A 16,447-nucleotide genomic window follows, 5' to 3' on the forward strand; every position below is an offset into this window, starting at 1 on the left:
TTGGGCCGACGATGAGGCTGGCCGCTGGTGGCTGCCCTTGTGCGCTGTGCGGGGGCTTCACGGCATGTTCCGGGGCATCGCCCGCAACGATCCCAGGGCCGCCGTCGACCTGTTGGACGTTTGGGCGGTCGACGCGGTCGCGGCTGCCATGAGTGCCGTATAGCCACGGCGCTCCATGCTCTCGCGCTGTGGGTTTCATCGGCCGAGCCAATGGGCCGCCCGCTGGCGAACCCCTGTCCACGCGTCTGTGCTTGCGGCCTGCACCACCGCAGTGCTCCTGCCGAGGCCAGCACGGCCGTTGCCTCCGGCAGCATTCTCGTCCTTCCTCCTGAAAGATCAGATTCGCCCTCGGTACGCGCGATGGTGTGCCGTCACCGCGTCACTCCATCAGCTACATGCCACTGTTATCCCCGGTTCCCGCCCGTGACGCTCATGTACCTGGACACGGGGACGGATCGACAGGAGGTGGGGGCGGCGCCGACGGTCTGGCCGGTGGAGCTGCGGTTGGGGATGCGAGGTGTCGCTGGAGGTCGACGTGCCGGAATTGGTAGACCGATCCGGCTTGCCGCAGCACACCGCGATGCCGGTGGGCGTCGTCGAGGAACGCCATGACATTCCAGGGCAGCCGCCACCGCAGAACCAGATGGAGGCGGATCAGGGTGAACCGTCCCCAGGCGGTCCGGTTCAGTGCGAGCGCCAGGCCAATGACGGTTCCCACCCAGAATCCGACACCGCTCGCGACAGAGACGGAGTAGCCGTTCAGGACGAAGTGTTCGTTGGCCGCGATATGCCCGAGCATGATTCCCGGGGCGAAGAGGAGGCTGCCGCCAAGGACAGGAGCAAGGAGCAACTGCGCGCAACTGCGTCGGTCTTCACGGAACACGGCCTTGGGCGAAGCGGCTGTGCGGGCATCGGCAGGAATCGCCGTCAACCCGGTGATGATGGCGCAGATGGACAAGGCAACAGCGGCCCAGGAGAGACCGGCCAGGCGCCCGAAGTCCTGCGTGACCAGCAGCCAGGTGGTGAGCGTACACAGCAGACTCAGGACCATGGTGCGCGAGTTGAACGACAGGCGCAGGCGCCGGGCCGGGAGGAAGCGGCTTCTCAGCCGTGCCACACCATCAACGAGAAAGCAGAGCATCACGAGGAACCCGGCAGCCGGCAGGCCGAACGGCCAGGCCAGAAACGGCCATTGGGAGCTCTCCCCGGGGTAGACCTCGTCAAATGTGGAAGTTGGCGCCAGTTCGGCGGCGAGGAATTCCGGAAAGATCGTGAAGCCCGTGAACCAGGGTCGTGCCAGATTGATGCAGGGCCCCGTGCAGTATTCGTCGCTGAACCCGTAATACCTCAGTAGGGCACTGGCCGTGTAGCCCACCGCCGAGAGCACGAACCCGAGCAGACCGATCGTGGATGCGGTGAACAAGGTGAGCAACGGGGCGGGGAGGGCGTAGCGCAGTTCCCACCAGGCGATGTCGACCCCACCGTGCCGTCGGTTCTCCAGGTGCTGGGCGAGCTTGCGCAGGACGTGTTCGGCCCGAGCCAGCGTCCAGGGACAAGGGTGGAGGGAGTGCGGGCGGTAGGCGGCGGGGACGAAGGCGTCGAACAAGTGGGTGCGCAGGGCGGTTTCGTCGGGAAAGCGCCGTGTGTTGCACAGTTCCGCGGGGTCGGAAAGATGGGGGCCGACTTCGTCGGGGCGGGGATTGTAGATGGTGCGGGCCAGGAAGAGGGCCAGTGGTGTGGCGAGCACGGCGGTGAGCGGGGACCGGTGGGTCATGCGCTCGAGGACCGCATCCCAGCGGGCAGCGGTCGGGGTGCCTTCGCCGCCGGCGTCCCGGCGCAGGTAGCGGGCGACTGTATGCAGTGTGAGTGGCTCAAGGACGATGCCCGCAGCGCCGTTGAGCCGTTGGGGAACGCCGGTGGCCGGGCTGAGCGCCTGACCGTACTCGGTGCGCCGCGAGGAGAGGACCACGGGTCGTCCCGGTGGCAGGGCGGTATTGATGGCGGCGAGCGCGGTGCTGCGAGCGGAGGGCTCGATCTCGTCGAGACCGTCCAGGATCGGAAGGATCATGCGCCGTTCCAGCAGGACCCGGGCCATGTTCAATCGACCCTGCTCGGCGATGTGCCCGCGCAGGGCGGGGTAGTCGGCCGTGAGCCGGTCCGCCATCCAGGAGTCCAGGCTCTGGTGACGGGGGTTCCATGAGGCAAGGGGAAAGATGACCGGTACCGGGTCCCTTGGGCTGCGCCGGTCGAGCAGGCCGAGCAGGAGGACGACGAGCAGCATGGTCTTGCCGGCGCCGGGTTCGCCCAGGACGAGCAGGCGACGCCCCGGGGCACGAGCCAGGAAAACGTCGGTGATGTCGGTGTCGGTACCGGCCAGGTCTTGCGGGCACGTAGCCCAGTCGTCCTGGCGACCGTGGCGGGCAGCCATCTCCACCAGGAGCGGCCAGGGCTCCACCAGGTCGCTTTCGGCAGGGCGCCAGGAGACGGGCAGCGGGTAGGGGTCGTTCACGCCGCAGCTGGGCTTCGGCCTCCCACTGACCCCGTACGGCCAAGGCCAAGCTGTCCGCTATGTCGCCGATCGGGACCTGGGCCGCATGCTCATGCCGGTCGGCCCGGTAGCCGAGCCAGGAGACCGCAAGCGCGGCCACGCCCACGATCAGCCCCAGGGCACTCAGGCCAAGGCTGAACACTCCGGTCAGCACATCGAGCTTGAGCTCGTCGCGTATGACCTTGCGTGCCGTCCACACCAAGCCGGCCACACCGGAGCACGCCGACACCAGGCCGACGGCCCACAGCGACCGCTGGAACCATGAAGTCCCCCTGCACATACAGCGCATCGTGCCCGACGGACAAGGCGGGATGGCCTGGTCGGATCGCTCATCCCCCCAAAGGGGCACCCGGAAGGGAACTCACGCACGGTGGCCACTGATCAGCTCCAGGTGGCGGACGGCAGTGGGGGGCAACTCAGTCCACAATCGCGGGTCCGAGCATGGTCCGGGGAAAACCCACACCGATCACGTCCTGCCAGCCGCGCGAACATCGACAAGTACCACCACAGAGGAACTGGTGATCAGCCGGGCCTCGCATTCCCGCGGCGTATTCGGGCAGTTCCAATACCCGACTCCCCATGTGTCGGCGGACCCGAGCGCGCCGACCATCGTGCGATGAACCTGATGCACCTGATCGACAGCGACCCGGAGCAGTGGGCCCGCGTGCGGCGCCCGGTGTACCGCGTGTTCGCAAGCCTGTTGTGGCCGCACGCCATTCGCCTCACCGCGCCGACGGCTCGTACAGCGCGGTGCTGGCCTACCGGCTGCGGCAGGCCCCGGGGCGCAGAGGCGACTACCGGTCCCTGGCCGAAGTCGCCCCTTCCCTGGGCATGTCGCCCGCCCCTGTCGGCGATCCACGTTGGTACGAGGGATACGACGTCGTCACGGCAGCCGAGGCCAGTTGCGCGCTCGGCCGGTTGCGCGTCGGCGGGGCCGTCGCGCCCGTGCCGCCGTCAGTGCGGCAGCGACGCCAGGCTGGGGACCTGTCAGCGGGAGCGAGGTCAGAGCGGGTCCGAATGCCAGCGCGCGGGTGCCGCCACCGGCCAGCGATAAGCTCACATCTCATGACAGATGATCTCCGAGCCCAACTCGCCGAGTATGACCGGGCCGTAGCGCTGGCCATCGAGACCTACCAGGGCATGAGTTCCGACGAGCGCACTGTCCGAGCCGTCGCAGGACAGCTGCGTGTTGAGTTAGAAAGGCGCAGCCAGCCCTGGGCTACTGCCCCGGGACCATGTCATGGGGGAATGGCGTCGAGCGTGTCCTTGAGGCTGCGCAATGCGGCCCCGAGCTCGTCTCGGGACGGTGTGGCCAACGCCAGGCGGAGTGCTCGGGGACGGTGGGGTCCGGTGGCGAAGGCGTCCGCGGTGGACACGAGGATCCCCTGCTCCGCGAGTACGGCAGCGGCGTGATCGGGGCGCTGATGCGACTGCAGAGCGAGCCACACGGTGTAAGAGACCGGGTGTGCCGTGATGTCCAGGCCGGCGAGGGCGGCGCGGGCGATGTCCTGTCGGGCGGCTGCGTCCTCGCGGCGGTCTTTCTCCAGGCGGGTGACCGTTCCGTCGGTGATCCAGTTGGTGGCGAGTGCGGTGACGACTCCTGGTGTTCCCCAGGCCGCGGCACGGAGGCTGCTCGTGGCTGCTTCCAGGTGGCGGTCGGGCAGGACGGCGAAGCCGAAGCGCAGGCCGGGTGCCACGTTCTTGGACAGGCTGGCGACGTAGCAGGTGCGTTCGGGCGCGAGGGCCTGGAGCGGTGGTGGGGGCGAGGGTTCGAGGAAGGCGTAGGTGCCGTCTTCGATGATCAGGCAGTTGTGTGAGCTGGCGAGGGTGGCCAGATGCTCGCGTTGCTCCCGGTTGAGCACCCAGCCGAGCGGGTTGTGCACGGTGGGGATCGTGTAGATCGCGCGGACGGGCCGGGCGCGGCACATCTGATCGAGCGCGTCGAGGTCCGGTCCCGTGGCCGTGACCGGTATGGGGGCCAGGTTGAGGCTGTGTGCCGAGGCGAGGAGCTTGATGCCCGGGTAGCTGAGCGCGTCGACGGCGAGGACATCGCCAGGCCGAGTGAGCGTGCGCAGCACCATGTCGAGTGCCTGCTGGGTTCCGCTCGTCAGCAGGACGTTGTCCGGCACCGTGTCGATGCCCCGCTCCAGCAGGTACGTGGCCACGATTGCCCGGTCGTGGCGGTGTCCGCCCGGGGGGTGCTGGCGCAGCAGCGCCTCGACGTCTCCCGATGCCGCCATCGTGCGCAGGGCCTGTCGCAGCTGGTCGCCCTGCCCGGGGGCCAGGGGCTGGTTGAACGACAGGTCCGCCACCCTGGGCACCGGCAGAGCGCGTGAGGGTTCGAGCCCGTCGTAGCCGGAGCGCACCCGGACGAACGTGCCCCGGCCCGGCTCTCCCACCACCAGGCCCAGGGCGGCGAGTTCGGCGTAGACGCGGGTGGCCGTGGCCAGCGCGATCCGCCGATCGCGGGCGAGAGTGCGGTGTGTCGGGAGGCGGGTGCCGGCCGGGATCGCACCGGAGCGGATGGCTGCGGCGAACTCGTGGACGACGGCCTTGTAGGAGGACGGTCGCATGCGGCACCTGCTGTCCGTCGCGGAGGGATGTGGGAATACGGGCTCCATTGTATCTAGGACAATTATTGGATCGTCCTGGATTACGGCTCGTAGCCTCGGTGGGTCCGAACCCAGGCGAAACGGAGCAACCGGCATGACCGTGCGTATCGAGCGGGACGACCAGGTCGCCGTGATCACCATCGACCGGGAGCAGAAGCTCAACGCCCTGGACTATCCGACGATCGACGCGCTGCTCGCACAGCTCGACCTCATCGACTCCGACGACAGCATCCGGGCGGTCATCCTGACCGGCGCCGGGCAGAGGGCCTTCAGCGCGGGCGCGGACATCCCCTCGCTGGCGGCCAGCATCGCCGACGGGCCCGAACGAGCGCTGCGCGAGATCGTGCGCCGGGGCCACACGCTGACCCGGCGGATCGAGGAGTTCCCCAAGCCGGTGATCGTCGCGGTCAACGGCCTCGCCTACGGGGGTGGCTGCGAGATCACCGAGGCCGCCCCGCTCGCGATCGCCGCGGAGCACGCGACCTTCGCCAAGCCCGAGATCACCCTCGGCTTCCCGCCGCCCTTCGGCGGCTCCCAGCGCCTGCCGCGGCACGTCGGCCGCAAGCGCGGCCTGGAGATGATCCTGACCGGCGACCCGATCCCGGCCGCCCGGGCTGCCGAGCTGGGCCTCGTCAACACCGTCGTACCGGCCGACGAGCTCCTGGACGCTGCGAAGGAGCTGGCCGGGCGGATCATCCGGCACGCACCGACGGCCGTAGCGGCCTGCCTGCGCGCGGTCACCCGCGGCATCAACCTGCCGATCGACGAGGGCCTGGCGGTCGAGGCGGCGTGCTTCGCCGCCACCGTCCCCACCGACGGCGTACGGACTGGCCTGCGACGGTTCCTCGACGGACGGGCCTAGCCGACTGAGGCGACGCGCTCGACGTGACCGTTTCCGGAGCGCCGACCTCACCGTGAAACAAGGACCCACGTCGTTCTTCGAGACGACAGACGAGGATCAGGGCAGGAGGGCATCTTGATCGACCGCAATGCAATCTATGTGGACGGAACATGGACGCCGGGCACGGCGGGGACGATCACCGTGGAGAACCCGGCCACCGAGGACGTGATCGGTGTCATTCCCAACGGCACTGCCGCGGACGTGGAACGGGCAGTGCGGACAGCACGCGCGGCGTTCCCCGCCTGGGCCGCGACGTCCCGCGCTGAGCGGGCGGAATACCTGCGCAAGCTGCACGATGGCCTCGCCAAACGCTCGGCGGAGATCGCCGAGACGATCGCCACCGACGTCGGCACTCCGATGCGTATCGCCACCCGGATCCAGGCCGCACTCCCCTTGACGGACATCGCCAGCTACATCGACCTGCTGCAGGAAGACGAGCCAGAGGAGCGGATCGGCAACTCGCTGATCCTCACCGAACCCGCGGGGGTCGTCGCGGCGATCACGCCGTGGAACTACCCGCTGCACCAGATCACCTGCAAGATCGCGCCCGCGCTCGCCGCCGGCGCACCGTGGTGGTCAAGCCGAGTGAAGTGGCACCCCTCGCCGCCTACCAGCTGTTCGACGCCATTCACGAGGCTGGTTTCCCTCCCGGCGTGGTGAACCTGATCAGCGGCTACGGCCCCGGCGTGGGAGAGGCACTGGTGACCCACCCGGACGTGGACGTCGTCTCCTTCACTGGTTCTCTGCGCGGCGGCGCCCGGGTCGCCGAACTCGCAGCACGGTCGATCAAGCGCGTCACGCTCGAACTCGGCGGCAAGTCCGCCAACGTGATCCTCGACGACGCCGATCTCGGCACCGCGGTGAAGGTGGGCGTGGCCAACGCGTTCCTCAACGGCGGGCAGACCTGCACCGCCTGGACCCGCATGCTCGTCCCTGCCCAGCGCCACGACGAGGCTGTGGAGCTGGCGAAGAGCATCGCGGAGGGCTTCGTGCCCGGAGACCCGCTCGACGCGAAGACCAAGCTCGGGCCGCTGGTCTCCGGCGCCCAGCGCGACCGGGTACGCGAGTTCATCAGGCAGGGCATTGAATCCGGTGCGCGCCTGGTGACCGGCGGCAGCGCGGCGCCCGACGGCTTCGATCGCGGTTACTTCGTGCGGCCGACCGTGTTCGGCGGAGTCGATCCGGACTCGGTGATCGCACAGGAGGAGATCTTCGGCCCTGTCCTTTCGATCATCCCGTTCGAAGGCGACGACGAAGCTCTGGCGATCGCGAACCATTCCGCCTTCGGCCTGCACGGTGCGGTCTGGTCGGCCGACCAGGATCGCGCACTCGCCTTCGCGCGGCAGGTCCGCACCGGGCAGATCGACGTCAACGGGGGCGCCTTCAACCTGCTCGCTCCGTTCGGTGGCTACAAGCAGTCCGGCATTGGCCGGGAGCTGGGCAGGCGGGGTCTGGCGGAATTCCTCGAGACGAAGACCATCCAGATCTGAGAGGACACTAGGCTGTCCCCGCGAGGTTCGGTCAGCCGTCGTAGCCGGGTTGCCAGCCGGCGGAGTCTTCGTGTGCGGTGCGGAGGGAAGGCTCCGATTGGGCCGCGTGGCGCAGATGTTCGGCGAGCGCTGCGGTGGCCGTCGGCGCGGCGCCGTCCTTGACGCCCCAGGCCAGTAGGTGGTGACGGCGAGCCCAGGAATCCTGCAGTTCGCACACGTCGAGGCTCATGTGGGGGTCAAGGGCGCGGCGCGGTACGACGGCGAGCCCGGCGCCGGCGGCGGCGAGGGAGACGAGGACGCTCAGGCTGGCGACGGTGGTGCGGTGGCGCACCACCGGGGCGTGGGGCCCCAGGTGTTTCTCGATCCAGCGGCGCAGAGAGGAGCCGGCGTCGAGGCCGACGAGGGGGTGTTCGGCGACTTCGCTGTAGGCCAGCGCGGTCCGCCCGGAAAGAATCCCTCCGGCTTGGCCGATGACGACGAGGGAGTCGTCGCCGAGACCCTCCATGCGCAGGCCGCAGTCGCCGGCCTCGTCATCGAGGACGACCCCCAGGTCCGCCTCGCCGTCGGCGAGCTTCCGCACGGTCTGCGGGGTGCGGCTCTCGGACACGGCGACATCGGTGTCCGGATGGGCGCGAAGGAACGAGATCAGCGCTTGCGGCACGAGCCGGTGCATGGCGGAGCCGCCGGCCAGCAGGGTCAGCGGCGCGGCCGGGGACTGGGTGTAGCTCGCGACGGCGCTTTCGAGCCGTGCGGTCTGGTCGAGCACGTCACGAGCGTGGCGGGCCAGGGTCGTCCCCGCCGGCGTGGGCTGTACGCCCCGTCGACCGCGGACCAGCAGCGCCACGCCGACCTGATGCTCCAGCGAGCGCACTCTGGCGCTGGCCGAGGGCAGGCTCAGATGCATGCGATGAGCACCCGCCGTGATCGACCCCTCCGTGACGATGTGGAGAAACAGCCGCAGGTCATCCAGGTCATAGCGCACCCCCTTAGACTAAGGCCCAGCCTTAGTCTGAGTATGCCGATTCCGCATTGTGGAACGGCTCGTCAACGGGTGATGCTCGGCTTGTGATCGAGTTTTCTCTTGTCCTGCTGGCCGGTGTTGCCGCCGGAGCCCTGAACGCCATAGGGGGCGGAGGCACCTTCGTCGCGCTCCCCGCCCTCGTCGCCTTCGGCCTGCCACCGGTGACCGCGAACGCGGTGTCGCGAGTCGCCCTCGTCCCCGGCGCCGTGGCCAGCGCATGGGTGTACCGACGTGAACTGACCCCTGTCGGGCCTGCTTCCACGAAGGCACTGACAGCCATCAGTGTGATCGGCGGCGGCGTCGGGGCCGCCTTGGTACTGGTACTGCCCGCGTCGTCGTTCGACGCCGCGGCACCGTGGCTGCTCGCCTTCGCCACAGTGATCCTCGCCTTCGGCCGCCACCTCTCCCGGGCGCTGAGCAGCGCCCTGGGCCGCTCCGTCAGCATGAGCTCACGAGCCGTCCTGATCGGACAGTTCCTCCTCGCCATCTACGGCGGATACTTCGGCGGAGCCGTAGGCATCCTGATGCTGGCCCTGTGGAGCATCGGCCTCGGCCTCGACGCCGCAGTCAGCAACCCGATGCGCATCACTCAACTCGCGGCCATCTACCTCAGCGCGACAGTGCTGTTCCTCATCGCCTCGGACGCACTGAGCGCTTCGCTGCTCTTGACCGCGATGCTGATCGGTGCCGTGGCCGGGGGCTTCGCCGGCGCCCACCTCGCCCGCCGGCTCCCCGCCTGGCTGCTGCGGGGCATCCTCCTGGCGACCGCCGTGATCACGACGGTCCTGTACTTCCTGCGCGGCTGACCACAGAGGAAGAAGCAGCGGTCCTCACTGATCACCGGGAGCGGAGGCGGACGACATGACGGAAAGCAGCCCGGGACCTGCCGCACCGTACACGGACGCGGCACGAGCGAGACTGCTGATGGCCTACGAAGCCTGCGAACTGGCCGACCTCGCACGTGCCGCCGTCCCGATCGGCGAGCGTGAGCTGAACCCCGACGGCACCGCCCGTGCGCCAGGGACCGTGCTGGCCGATGCCGCCCGCGTACTGACCGCCGCGCAGCGGTTCCTCGACGCCGCCGCCGTGTTCGAGCGCGTGGGCGGCGCCGACTGGCAAGTCATCGGCGACATCCTGAACGTGCCTGCCCACACCGCGCGGGTGCGCTTCGCACTGTCCGAAGCCGCCTTCCGGGAAGACCTGCTCCCACCAGAGGGGACCCACTCGGGCTCCGTCGGCGGGGTGACCAGCTTGCGCGCCCACATCGTCAGGGAACCGCTGGAAACAGCCCTCGACCTCGACGACTGGGTACTGCGTCACCAGGACGGCGACAGCGACCTAGGCACCGCACCAGTCTCCGGAGGCTTGATTCAGAGGGACACCTCCTGACTCACTGAGAACTCCACGACCTTGACAACACGCAAGGCGCCGAACAGGTCAAGAGCGCCACCCGGCGCTTCCAGAACGAGCGGGAGGCGCTCTTCGGGCGAGACCCGCTGACCGCGCCGCCGTGATGGTGATGGCGTTGGGCGGTCCTGCCAGAGGTCATCGGCGACCAAATATCGCTCGGGCAGCAACTCAGTGGCTCGAGTCCGGGTGCGGCTGGGTCGGCAGTACCCGGACCGGGGAGCTGCCCAAGGCCCGCGGTGGAACGTTCGAGGATGTCGGCGCGATCGGTGACGAGCCGTACGGTGAAGCGTGCAGGCGTAGATCCTGACGAGCCGACATGTCGTCAGGATCTACGTGATCCGTGAACCACGACCCGGATCCTGCCCGCCGCCATCCGCCCGTGGCAGGGCCCTTGCCTCGCCACCCGACCCCTCATCTCTGCTGTACCTGAGCTTTACTGTCGGCGTGGAACTCAGTTCTGACCGTCCCGGTCGAACTGAGCAATCAACCGACGCCGGTTCGACCTCTGTTGCGAAGGTGTCGAATCGGTGGATGCGCTCACGTTGTGGATCCTGGCCACCTCGGCCAGCCTTACCTGCCCGGGCTCGGCGCCCTGGCGCCCGCCCCCGACCTGCCGCCGATGACCCACGCACGGCGGCGGGCCACGGGCTGCCGGAGAGAAGGGTGAGCACTGCCGCGGAGACGGCAACATGGACGGCCAGTAGGAGGATCACGGCCGCGCGCAGGCTGACCAGCGGCTCCTGGGTGCGGTCGCATGCGGGGTTCATGGCGCTCCGAGGCGGCTAGTTGCCCACTCGTGGCCGAGGTGCCGCTGCCGCCCACTCCGAGCGGCCCGCCGGACAACGCGCTCGGCCACGCCGCCATGGTCGCGTCCCTCGGGCTGCTGCAGCTGGGGCAGTGGTGGTTCCAGGGGCATTACGACTGCTTCGACGAGACGTACGGGACATCGCTGCCTCCACGGCCCGGCGGTGCGCCCTGGACTGCTACCACCCTGCTACCATGCTGGTGTGACTTCCACGAAGAAGCAGACACAGGTCCGGCTGGACGAGGACGTCCTCGCGGCTGGCAAGGCCGCCGCGCACGCCCGTCGGCTCGACTTCAACAAGTACGTGGAGCGCCTCATCATCGAGGACACCACGGGCGCCCGCGCCGCCGGCATGGCGGCCGCCCAGCGCCTCATCGACGAGCACGGCACATTCCTCGACGATCTGGAGCGGCAGCTCGACGCGCCGTACGCCGACCCGCAGTCGGGCGCCGCCGCGTGATCCTGCACGTCGACGAATCCTGGATTCTCGAAGTAGCGGAACGGGCCGGCCACCACGACCCCAGCGTCGACGACTACGGCGTCCCCATCGCTGCCGTCGCCCGCCACCGCGGCGAACTCCTCGACACCCCTGTCTACGACGGCGCCTACGCCCGCGCCGCCGCGCTGGTGCACACCCTGGGCCGCTGCCGCTGGCTGGAGCGCTCCAACCTCACCGCCGCCTGCGCCGTCGCCGTCATGTACCTCGAGGCCAGCAACATCCCCGTCAACCCCACCCGCGAACAACTCACTGCGCTCGCCCACGAGCTGAACAACCCGCGCTGCACCGCAGGCCGGATCACCTCCTTCCTGCGCACCTGGAAACCTTGATCCCGATCCGGGTGGTGATCGCCTCAGGCCACCGCGGCTCAGTGGGCCGGGGGAGAGTGGCGGCGTCGCTTGCGCTGATTGCCCGGCACGGCGCCACCAGAGGCCTCGCGACGTCAGTCAGGCCGCGCGTCAGCACTCCCCGCGCCACGTGACTCCCGTGATCACGACGCCTGGGGAGACATTGCCGCTGTACGTGCCGGGGCCGGGGTTGTAGTGGACGCAGAACTTGTCCTGCAGCCCCTGCCAGTCGTAGTGGATGTCGACGTGGTCGTAACCGGGGGACGGGTAGCCGTTGTTGAAGAACGACTGGTAGTACGCCCACCCGCTCCAGTTTCCCGCGGTCCGCACCACCATGGGGCCTGTGCGGTCCGGACCCTGCCAGGCACAGAAATAGCCCCGGGGGCAGCCCGGCGGGTCCGGTTCGGCCGAGGCGCTGGGCGCGGAGGCGAAGATCGCCGCGAGGGCGGCGGAGACGGCGGCGATGCTCACGGTACGAACGCGCATGACTGGTCCTCGAAACCTGTTGCCGTGGTCGGTGGTGGTCGTGCCGTGCGGCCGGGTGGGGGAGGCGGGGCGGCCTGCGTCGGCATGCCCGCCTCCCCGGTCCGCACGTGCGGTGATGCATATGGCAGCGCGGTGTTTCCGCTGTGTCATGTGGCGGTGTCGACCGCCTGGGCGGAGTGCCGTTGTGTGTCAGCAGTCCCCGACGTAGTGGGCGAAGTCGATGTCGTCGGTACTGCCGAGGTTGGTCTCACCCGGTCCGACGCATTGGTAGCGTTCGGTCGTGGTCCAGTCCAGATCGATCTCGATGATGATGCGATTGGTGCCGCAGTGGCCGTAGTAGGCGGTGTCTCCCGTCTCGTAGTAACCGCATGCCATGGCGGAGACGTCTCCCGCGGGCGCGGCCTGGGCGGTTGAGGTGAGCGCCGTGCCGGCGAGGGCAGCGGCGCTGACGACGGCCGCGGCGATGCGCAGCGGACTGCTGACTTTCTTACCCATGAAACTCCTTGACGACTGGTCCAACGGAACGATGTCCAGCTGGTGATGCTCTTCTCCTGTGGCGAGCACCGGTGTCGAGGCCGGGGCAGGGGGTGCCGGAGGAACACGTGCGACATGCGAGATGCCCGGCAGACAGTGCCTGTTGCCGTCGTGCGGACATTGCAAGGACATCGCCCGTGTCCGCCGGTTTCTCCGGCGTTTCGGGCGACATCAGAAGAATGCAGGAGGGCGCCATGGTTGTCAGCGGGTTCGATCATGGAGATTCCTCGCCACACGATAAGGAGGACGTTATGGCGCCAGGCAGGGGGGCCAGAGCGAGGCTCGTGGGCATCGCGGAACCCAGCGTTCACCAGTTACGGCTGTTTCTGACGCTGGGCGAGGAGCTGCACTTCGGCCGCGCCGCTGCGCGCGTGTTCATCTCCCAGTCCGCTCTCAGCCAGCAGATCCGCGACCTGGAGAAGCGGCTGGAGGTGCAGCTCTTCCGCCGTACCAGTCGCACGGTCGAACTCACCACGGCCGGAGAGGCGCTGATTCCCGAAGCCCGGAAGGCCGTCGCGGGCATCGACCGGCTCCGCCGTGTCGCCGGTGCGCAGTCCCGTCAGCTCTCCGCCAGGCTCACCGTGGGAACCATCGGGGCCGAGGCCGCCATGCCGCACACGCGGGCCGTCCTGCGGATTCTGAAGGAACGGCAACCTGGGATGGAGATCCAGGTGGTCACTCCGAGCTTCGTCGACCACATCGATGCACTCTTCCGTCAGGAAGTCGATGTGGTCTTCCTGCGCCCGCCCGTTCCGGACGGTATCGAGACCCATCACCTGGCCTCGGAACCACGGGTGGCCTGCCTGCCCGCCGACGACCCCCTGGCGGCCCTGCCGCGGGTCGCGCTGGAGCAGCTCGCCGACCGTCCCGTGGTCCGCATGCCACCGCGATTACCTCGGGTGTGGCGGGACTTCTGGGCGGTGGACCCACGCCCCGACGGCAGCCCCGTGAAGTACGGGCCGGTCGTGCCCGACATGGAAGCGCTGCTCCACACCGTGGCCGCCGGCGAGGCCATGTGCTTCCTCCCCGCCGCCGCCCGTGGCTTCTTCCCCCGCCCCGGCGTCCGGTACGTGGACGTCGCCGGACTGTCCCCGTCCGCCTCGTCGTTGGCCTGGCTCGCCGCCCGCCGTAACGCGCCCACCATCACCGCCGCCCGGTACGCCGCCCGTACGTACTCCCAGCACCCTGGCCACTGACCCGCCGCACACTCCGGTGCTCCGGGACAGGGCACCCTGAAGGCGGCACTGGCCGGGCCGGCACCGCCCTGTTGTCAGTGCCCGCGTCTAGCGTTGTGCCGTCGGGACGGCCCAGCGGTGGAGGCGAACAGTCGACGAATCAGGCATCGCGGTGGTCCTGCTCTCACGGCGACTTCACCTCGCGCGGACTCCTCAACCGGCAGTACGGGGGCTCCCTCATCAAGGGCATTGCCGCCTCTCCTGCTGGCAGCCACGTGCTGCTGTTCAACCGGGAGGTGGTCAGCATCAGCTCTGGCAGTGTTCACGTCACGCACTATGCCTTTCACCTTGCCCATCGGCCGCCCGGGTGACCGATGACCGGACCGGTCTTGGTCGGGCCCGTGGTCGGGCGCGAGGGGAACCTCCGACCATTCCGTCTCTAGCGGCGTCCACGGCTGGTCAGCCGGTCACCGGGTCAAGGTCGCCCTCCGTCTGGTGCCCGGAGTCGAGTTCCTGACGCAGGTCCAGGAAGCAGCGCATACGGCGGTCTGCGGATGTCGAGAACGTGCCACCGGCTCCGTCCCAGGGACATCAGCGGCCACCATCGGCCGCACGAGGAAGAAGGAGGAACCGGCATGGCGATTCAGCGGATGGACAACGTCGGCATCGTCGTCGAGGACATGGATGCCGCCATCGCGTTCTTCGTGGAACTCGGTATGGAGCTGGAGGGCAGGGCGGAGGTCGAGGGCCCAGTCGCTGACCAGTGCACCGGACTCGACGGCGTCCGCTGTGACATTGCGATGGTCCGGACCCCGGACGGTCACAGCCGACTCGAGCTGGCGAAGTACCGCAGCCCCGCGGTGATCAGCGCTGGGCCGCGCAACCGGCCGCACAACATTCTGGGCACGCACCGCGTCATGTTCGCCGTCGACGACCTCGAGGACACCGTTGCCCGCCTGCGCCCTCACGGCACCGAACTCGTCGGAGAGATCGCCCGGTTCGAGGACAGCTATCTGCTCTGCTACGTCCGCGGCCCGGAGGGCATCATCGTCGGACTGGCCGAGCAACTGCGCTGAGAAGGAGGAACCGAGCCATGCAGCTGAACGAGATCATCGAGGTTCTGAACCGTCCGATCAGCCGGGAGCTGCTGGCCCGTGACGTGACCCGCCTGCCTACGTCGCGCTTTCGCACCGAAACAGGAAACGGGAGACCAGTCGTGATCGAGAAGATTCGGCGTGCGCTCAAGGGTGCTGCGTCGCAGCCGGGCGCCGCGTCCTGCGGTCCCAGCAGTCGGATGGTGTGCGGCTGCTGAGTGGCTTCAGCGGTCGGTGCCTTCGGCCTGTTCCTTGGCCGCAGGCGCAGCTGTCGGCTCCGGGGCGTCGGGGGAGGTGTAGAAGACCGAGTGGCCCTGCTTGGTGCGCTGAGCCTGGCTCTTGGCCACGAGTCCTTCGAGGGTGACGCGCACGACCTTGGGCTTGATTCCGCGCTCGGGATGGGCCTGGCTGAGCGCGGTGGAAATTTCCACCGCGGAGCGCGGTTCGCTCTGCTCGGTGAGGTGGCGGCGGATGAGTTCCACCAGGGTGGGCTGTGTTGTCTTCGCGGCGGCCGCAGCCTTGGCCGGGGGCTTCTTGGCGGCGGACTTCCTGGCCGTCGGACTGCCCTGCGCGGCCGTGGTCTTCCTGGCTTGCCGCTTGCCGCTCGGCCCGGCGTCGGTCTTCTTCCGGGGGGAGGGCACTGCGGCGCTCTCGGGCGCGGCCGCGGGCTCAGCTGGTGCTTCCGGGATGCCGAGTGCCTGTTGCATGTTCACCAGCACGGTGTGGTCCTGCTGCAGGGCGGACAACTGCTCCTGCAGGGCGGTGATTTCCGCACCGATGCGTTCCTGCTCCTTGAGGTTGCGCTCGAGGTCGCCGGTCACCTGGGCGATGTAGTGCGATGTCAGTTCAGTGGTGGTGGTCGTGCTCTCGGACATGTGTTGACCCTTCCTCGGTTTGCGGCCGTGGTGCAGGCTCTGCGGGGCGGCTTTGGGCCGGGCCGCATCCCTCTTGGGTTGTGCTGGCGGCGCTGCAGTGGTGCCGTTACTGCTGCAAGGTGTCTTGCGTTGAGATAGTACGGACAGACGGAGCCGCTTGTTCCTCTCATGCGATCTCCTCTGCCCGAGACCAGCCTCAAAGCCGCGAGGCCTGATACCTGCGGGGTCGTGCCGCAGGGCCGGTTCGTACACGGGGCTGGGGCAGTTGCCAGAACGCTTCGTCGGTCTCCCGGTTGTGATGCCAGGCCTAAGCGTGCGTGTGGTCACCAGCCGGTCGAGAAGTTCTCCCGTCTGCTGGGGTGAGGGCGGCACAGGCGGGTGAGGATGTCCATCTCGGTGCTGTGTTCGGCATCGGCGGACGTGGGTACGGTCAGCCGCAGGGTGGCTGGTGTGGTCGGCAGGTTCAACGGCGCGGGGTGCAGGGCTCAGTGGGTGGCGCGGCAGCGGGCACGGCGACCGGTGCCTGGTCCAGGACTGCGGCACCGAGCAGCTGCACTTGCACGGGGGTGGACCTGACGGCCGACGGCTCCAGCCGGCTTCCGAAAGGTGGCTGACCTGTGGCGGTGTCCGGGTCTCAGTTGGGTGTGGAT

At 68.9% G+C, this 16,447-nt stretch carries 15 protein-coding genes and 1 pseudogene; 9 read left to right on the plus strand and 7 right to left on the minus strand.

All coding sequences use genetic code 11. From position 1 onward, the window contains the following. Positions 1 to 430 precede the first annotated feature (430 nt). Both KCH48_RS41370 and KCH48_RS41375 read right to left on the minus strand, forming a co-directional pair. Positions 431 to 2,509, minus strand: a complete 2,079-nt coding sequence (locus tag KCH48_RS41370) for an NACHT domain-containing NTPase (RefSeq protein ID WP_210582801.1) — start codon at positions 2,507 to 2,509, stop codon at positions 431 to 433. 1,277 nt (positions 2,510 to 3,786) lie between these two features. Further along, positions 3,787 to 5,121 carry a PLP-dependent aminotransferase family protein gene (locus tag KCH48_RS41375; protein ID WP_210582802.1) on the minus strand — a complete coding sequence of 445 codons (1,335 nt, stop codon included), beginning with the start codon at positions 5,119 to 5,121 and terminating at the stop codon, positions 3,787 to 3,789. Positions 5,122 to 5,254: 133 nt separating this feature from the next. On the opposite strand from KCH48_RS41375, the gene KCH48_RS41380 reads away from it, so the two are divergent. Continuing rightward, the gene (locus KCH48_RS41380) at positions 5,255 to 6,022 is read left to right on the plus strand and encodes a crotonase/enoyl-CoA hydratase family protein (protein ID WP_210582803.1); all 768 of its coding nucleotides are present in this window, start codon (positions 5,255 to 5,257) and stop codon (positions 6,020 to 6,022) included. Between the two features lie 114 nt (positions 6,023 to 6,136). Further along, positions 6,137 to 7,551 (plus strand): annotated as a pseudogene (locus KCH48_RS41385) (aldehyde dehydrogenase family protein). Between the two features lie 31 nt (positions 7,552 to 7,582). Here the strand turns inward: KCH48_RS41385 and KCH48_RS41390 are convergent. After that, on the minus strand, positions 7,583 to 8,533 hold the full coding sequence (locus KCH48_RS41390; RefSeq protein ID WP_210582804.1) for a LysR family transcriptional regulator: 951 nt from the start codon (positions 8,531 to 8,533) through the stop codon (positions 7,583 to 7,585). An 83-nt stretch (positions 8,534 to 8,616) separates the two neighbouring features. On the opposite strand from KCH48_RS41390, the gene KCH48_RS41395 reads away from it, so the two are divergent. The 4 genes from KCH48_RS41395 (at position 8,617) to KCH48_RS41410 (ending at position 11,615) form a co-directional block, all read left to right on the plus strand. Further along, the gene (locus KCH48_RS41395; protein ID WP_210582805.1) at positions 8,617 to 9,378 is read left to right on the plus strand and encodes a sulfite exporter TauE/SafE family protein; all 762 of its coding nucleotides are present in this window, start codon (positions 8,617 to 8,619) and stop codon (positions 9,376 to 9,378) included. Between the two features lie 55 nt (positions 9,379 to 9,433). Then, positions 9,434 to 9,961, plus strand: a complete 528-nt coding sequence (locus KCH48_RS41400) for a hypothetical protein (RefSeq protein ID WP_210582806.1) — start codon at positions 9,434 to 9,436, stop codon at positions 9,959 to 9,961. Positions 9,962 to 10,989: 1,028 nt separating this feature from the next. Further along, on the plus strand, positions 10,990 to 11,247 hold the full coding sequence (locus KCH48_RS41405; RefSeq protein ID WP_307841093.1) for a hypothetical protein: 258 nt from the start codon (positions 10,990 to 10,992) through the stop codon (positions 11,245 to 11,247). Next, entirely contained in the window at positions 11,244 to 11,615 is a 372-nt protein-coding gene (locus tag KCH48_RS41410; RefSeq protein WP_210582807.1) for a fic family toxin-antitoxin system, toxin component, read from the plus strand. Before KCH48_RS41405 ends, KCH48_RS41410 begins: the two co-directional genes overlap by 4 nt. A gap of 129 nt (positions 11,616 to 11,744) precedes the next feature. Here KCH48_RS41410 and KCH48_RS41415 read toward each other — a convergent pair whose 3' ends face one another. After that, positions 11,745 to 12,119, minus strand: a complete 375-nt coding sequence (locus KCH48_RS41415) for a peptidase inhibitor family I36 protein (RefSeq protein WP_210582808.1) — start codon at positions 12,117 to 12,119, stop codon at positions 11,745 to 11,747. 189 nt (positions 12,120 to 12,308) lie between these two features. Further along, complete coding sequence (locus KCH48_RS41420; protein ID WP_210582809.1) at positions 12,309 to 12,614, minus strand: DUF6355 family natural product biosynthesis protein; 306 nt, start codon at positions 12,612 to 12,614, stop codon at positions 12,309 to 12,311. A gap of 290 nt (positions 12,615 to 12,904) precedes the next feature. Here KCH48_RS41420 and KCH48_RS41425 point away from each other — a divergent pair, with 290 nt between their 5' ends. The 3 genes from KCH48_RS41425 to KCH48_RS42750 all read left to right on the plus strand — a co-directional run bounded on the left by KCH48_RS41425 (position 12,905) and on the right by KCH48_RS42750 (position 15,140). Then, positions 12,905 to 13,849, plus strand: a complete 945-nt coding sequence (locus tag KCH48_RS41425) for a LysR family transcriptional regulator (RefSeq protein ID WP_210582810.1) — start codon at positions 12,905 to 12,907, stop codon at positions 13,847 to 13,849. 614 nt (positions 13,850 to 14,463) lie between these two features. Then, positions 14,464 to 14,904, plus strand: a complete 441-nt coding sequence (locus KCH48_RS41430) for a VOC family protein (protein ID WP_210582811.1) — start codon at positions 14,464 to 14,466, stop codon at positions 14,902 to 14,904. 17 nt (positions 14,905 to 14,921) lie between these two features. Then, positions 14,922 to 15,140 carry a hypothetical protein gene (locus tag KCH48_RS42750; RefSeq protein ID WP_246886736.1) on the plus strand — a complete coding sequence of 73 codons (219 nt, stop codon included), beginning with the start codon at positions 14,922 to 14,924 and terminating at the stop codon, positions 15,138 to 15,140. 6 nt (positions 15,141 to 15,146) lie between these two features. Here the strand turns inward: KCH48_RS42750 and KCH48_RS41440 are convergent, their stop codons facing one another. Continuing rightward, positions 15,147 to 15,797 (minus strand): hypothetical protein, encoded by a 651-nt coding sequence (locus KCH48_RS41440; RefSeq protein ID WP_210582812.1) that lies wholly within the window; start codon positions 15,795 to 15,797, stop codon positions 15,147 to 15,149. 323 nt (positions 15,798 to 16,120) lie between these two features. Then, the gene (locus KCH48_RS41445) at positions 16,121 to 16,264 is read right to left on the minus strand and encodes a hypothetical protein (protein ID WP_210582813.1); all 144 of its coding nucleotides are present in this window, start codon (positions 16,262 to 16,264) and stop codon (positions 16,121 to 16,123) included. Between the last annotated feature and the right edge of the window lie 183 nt (positions 16,265 to 16,447).

This window comes from Streptomyces sp. GESEQ-4 (assembly GCF_017948455.1).
Taxonomy (GTDB): Bacteria; Actinomycetota; Actinomycetes; order Streptomycetales; family Streptomycetaceae; genus Streptomyces.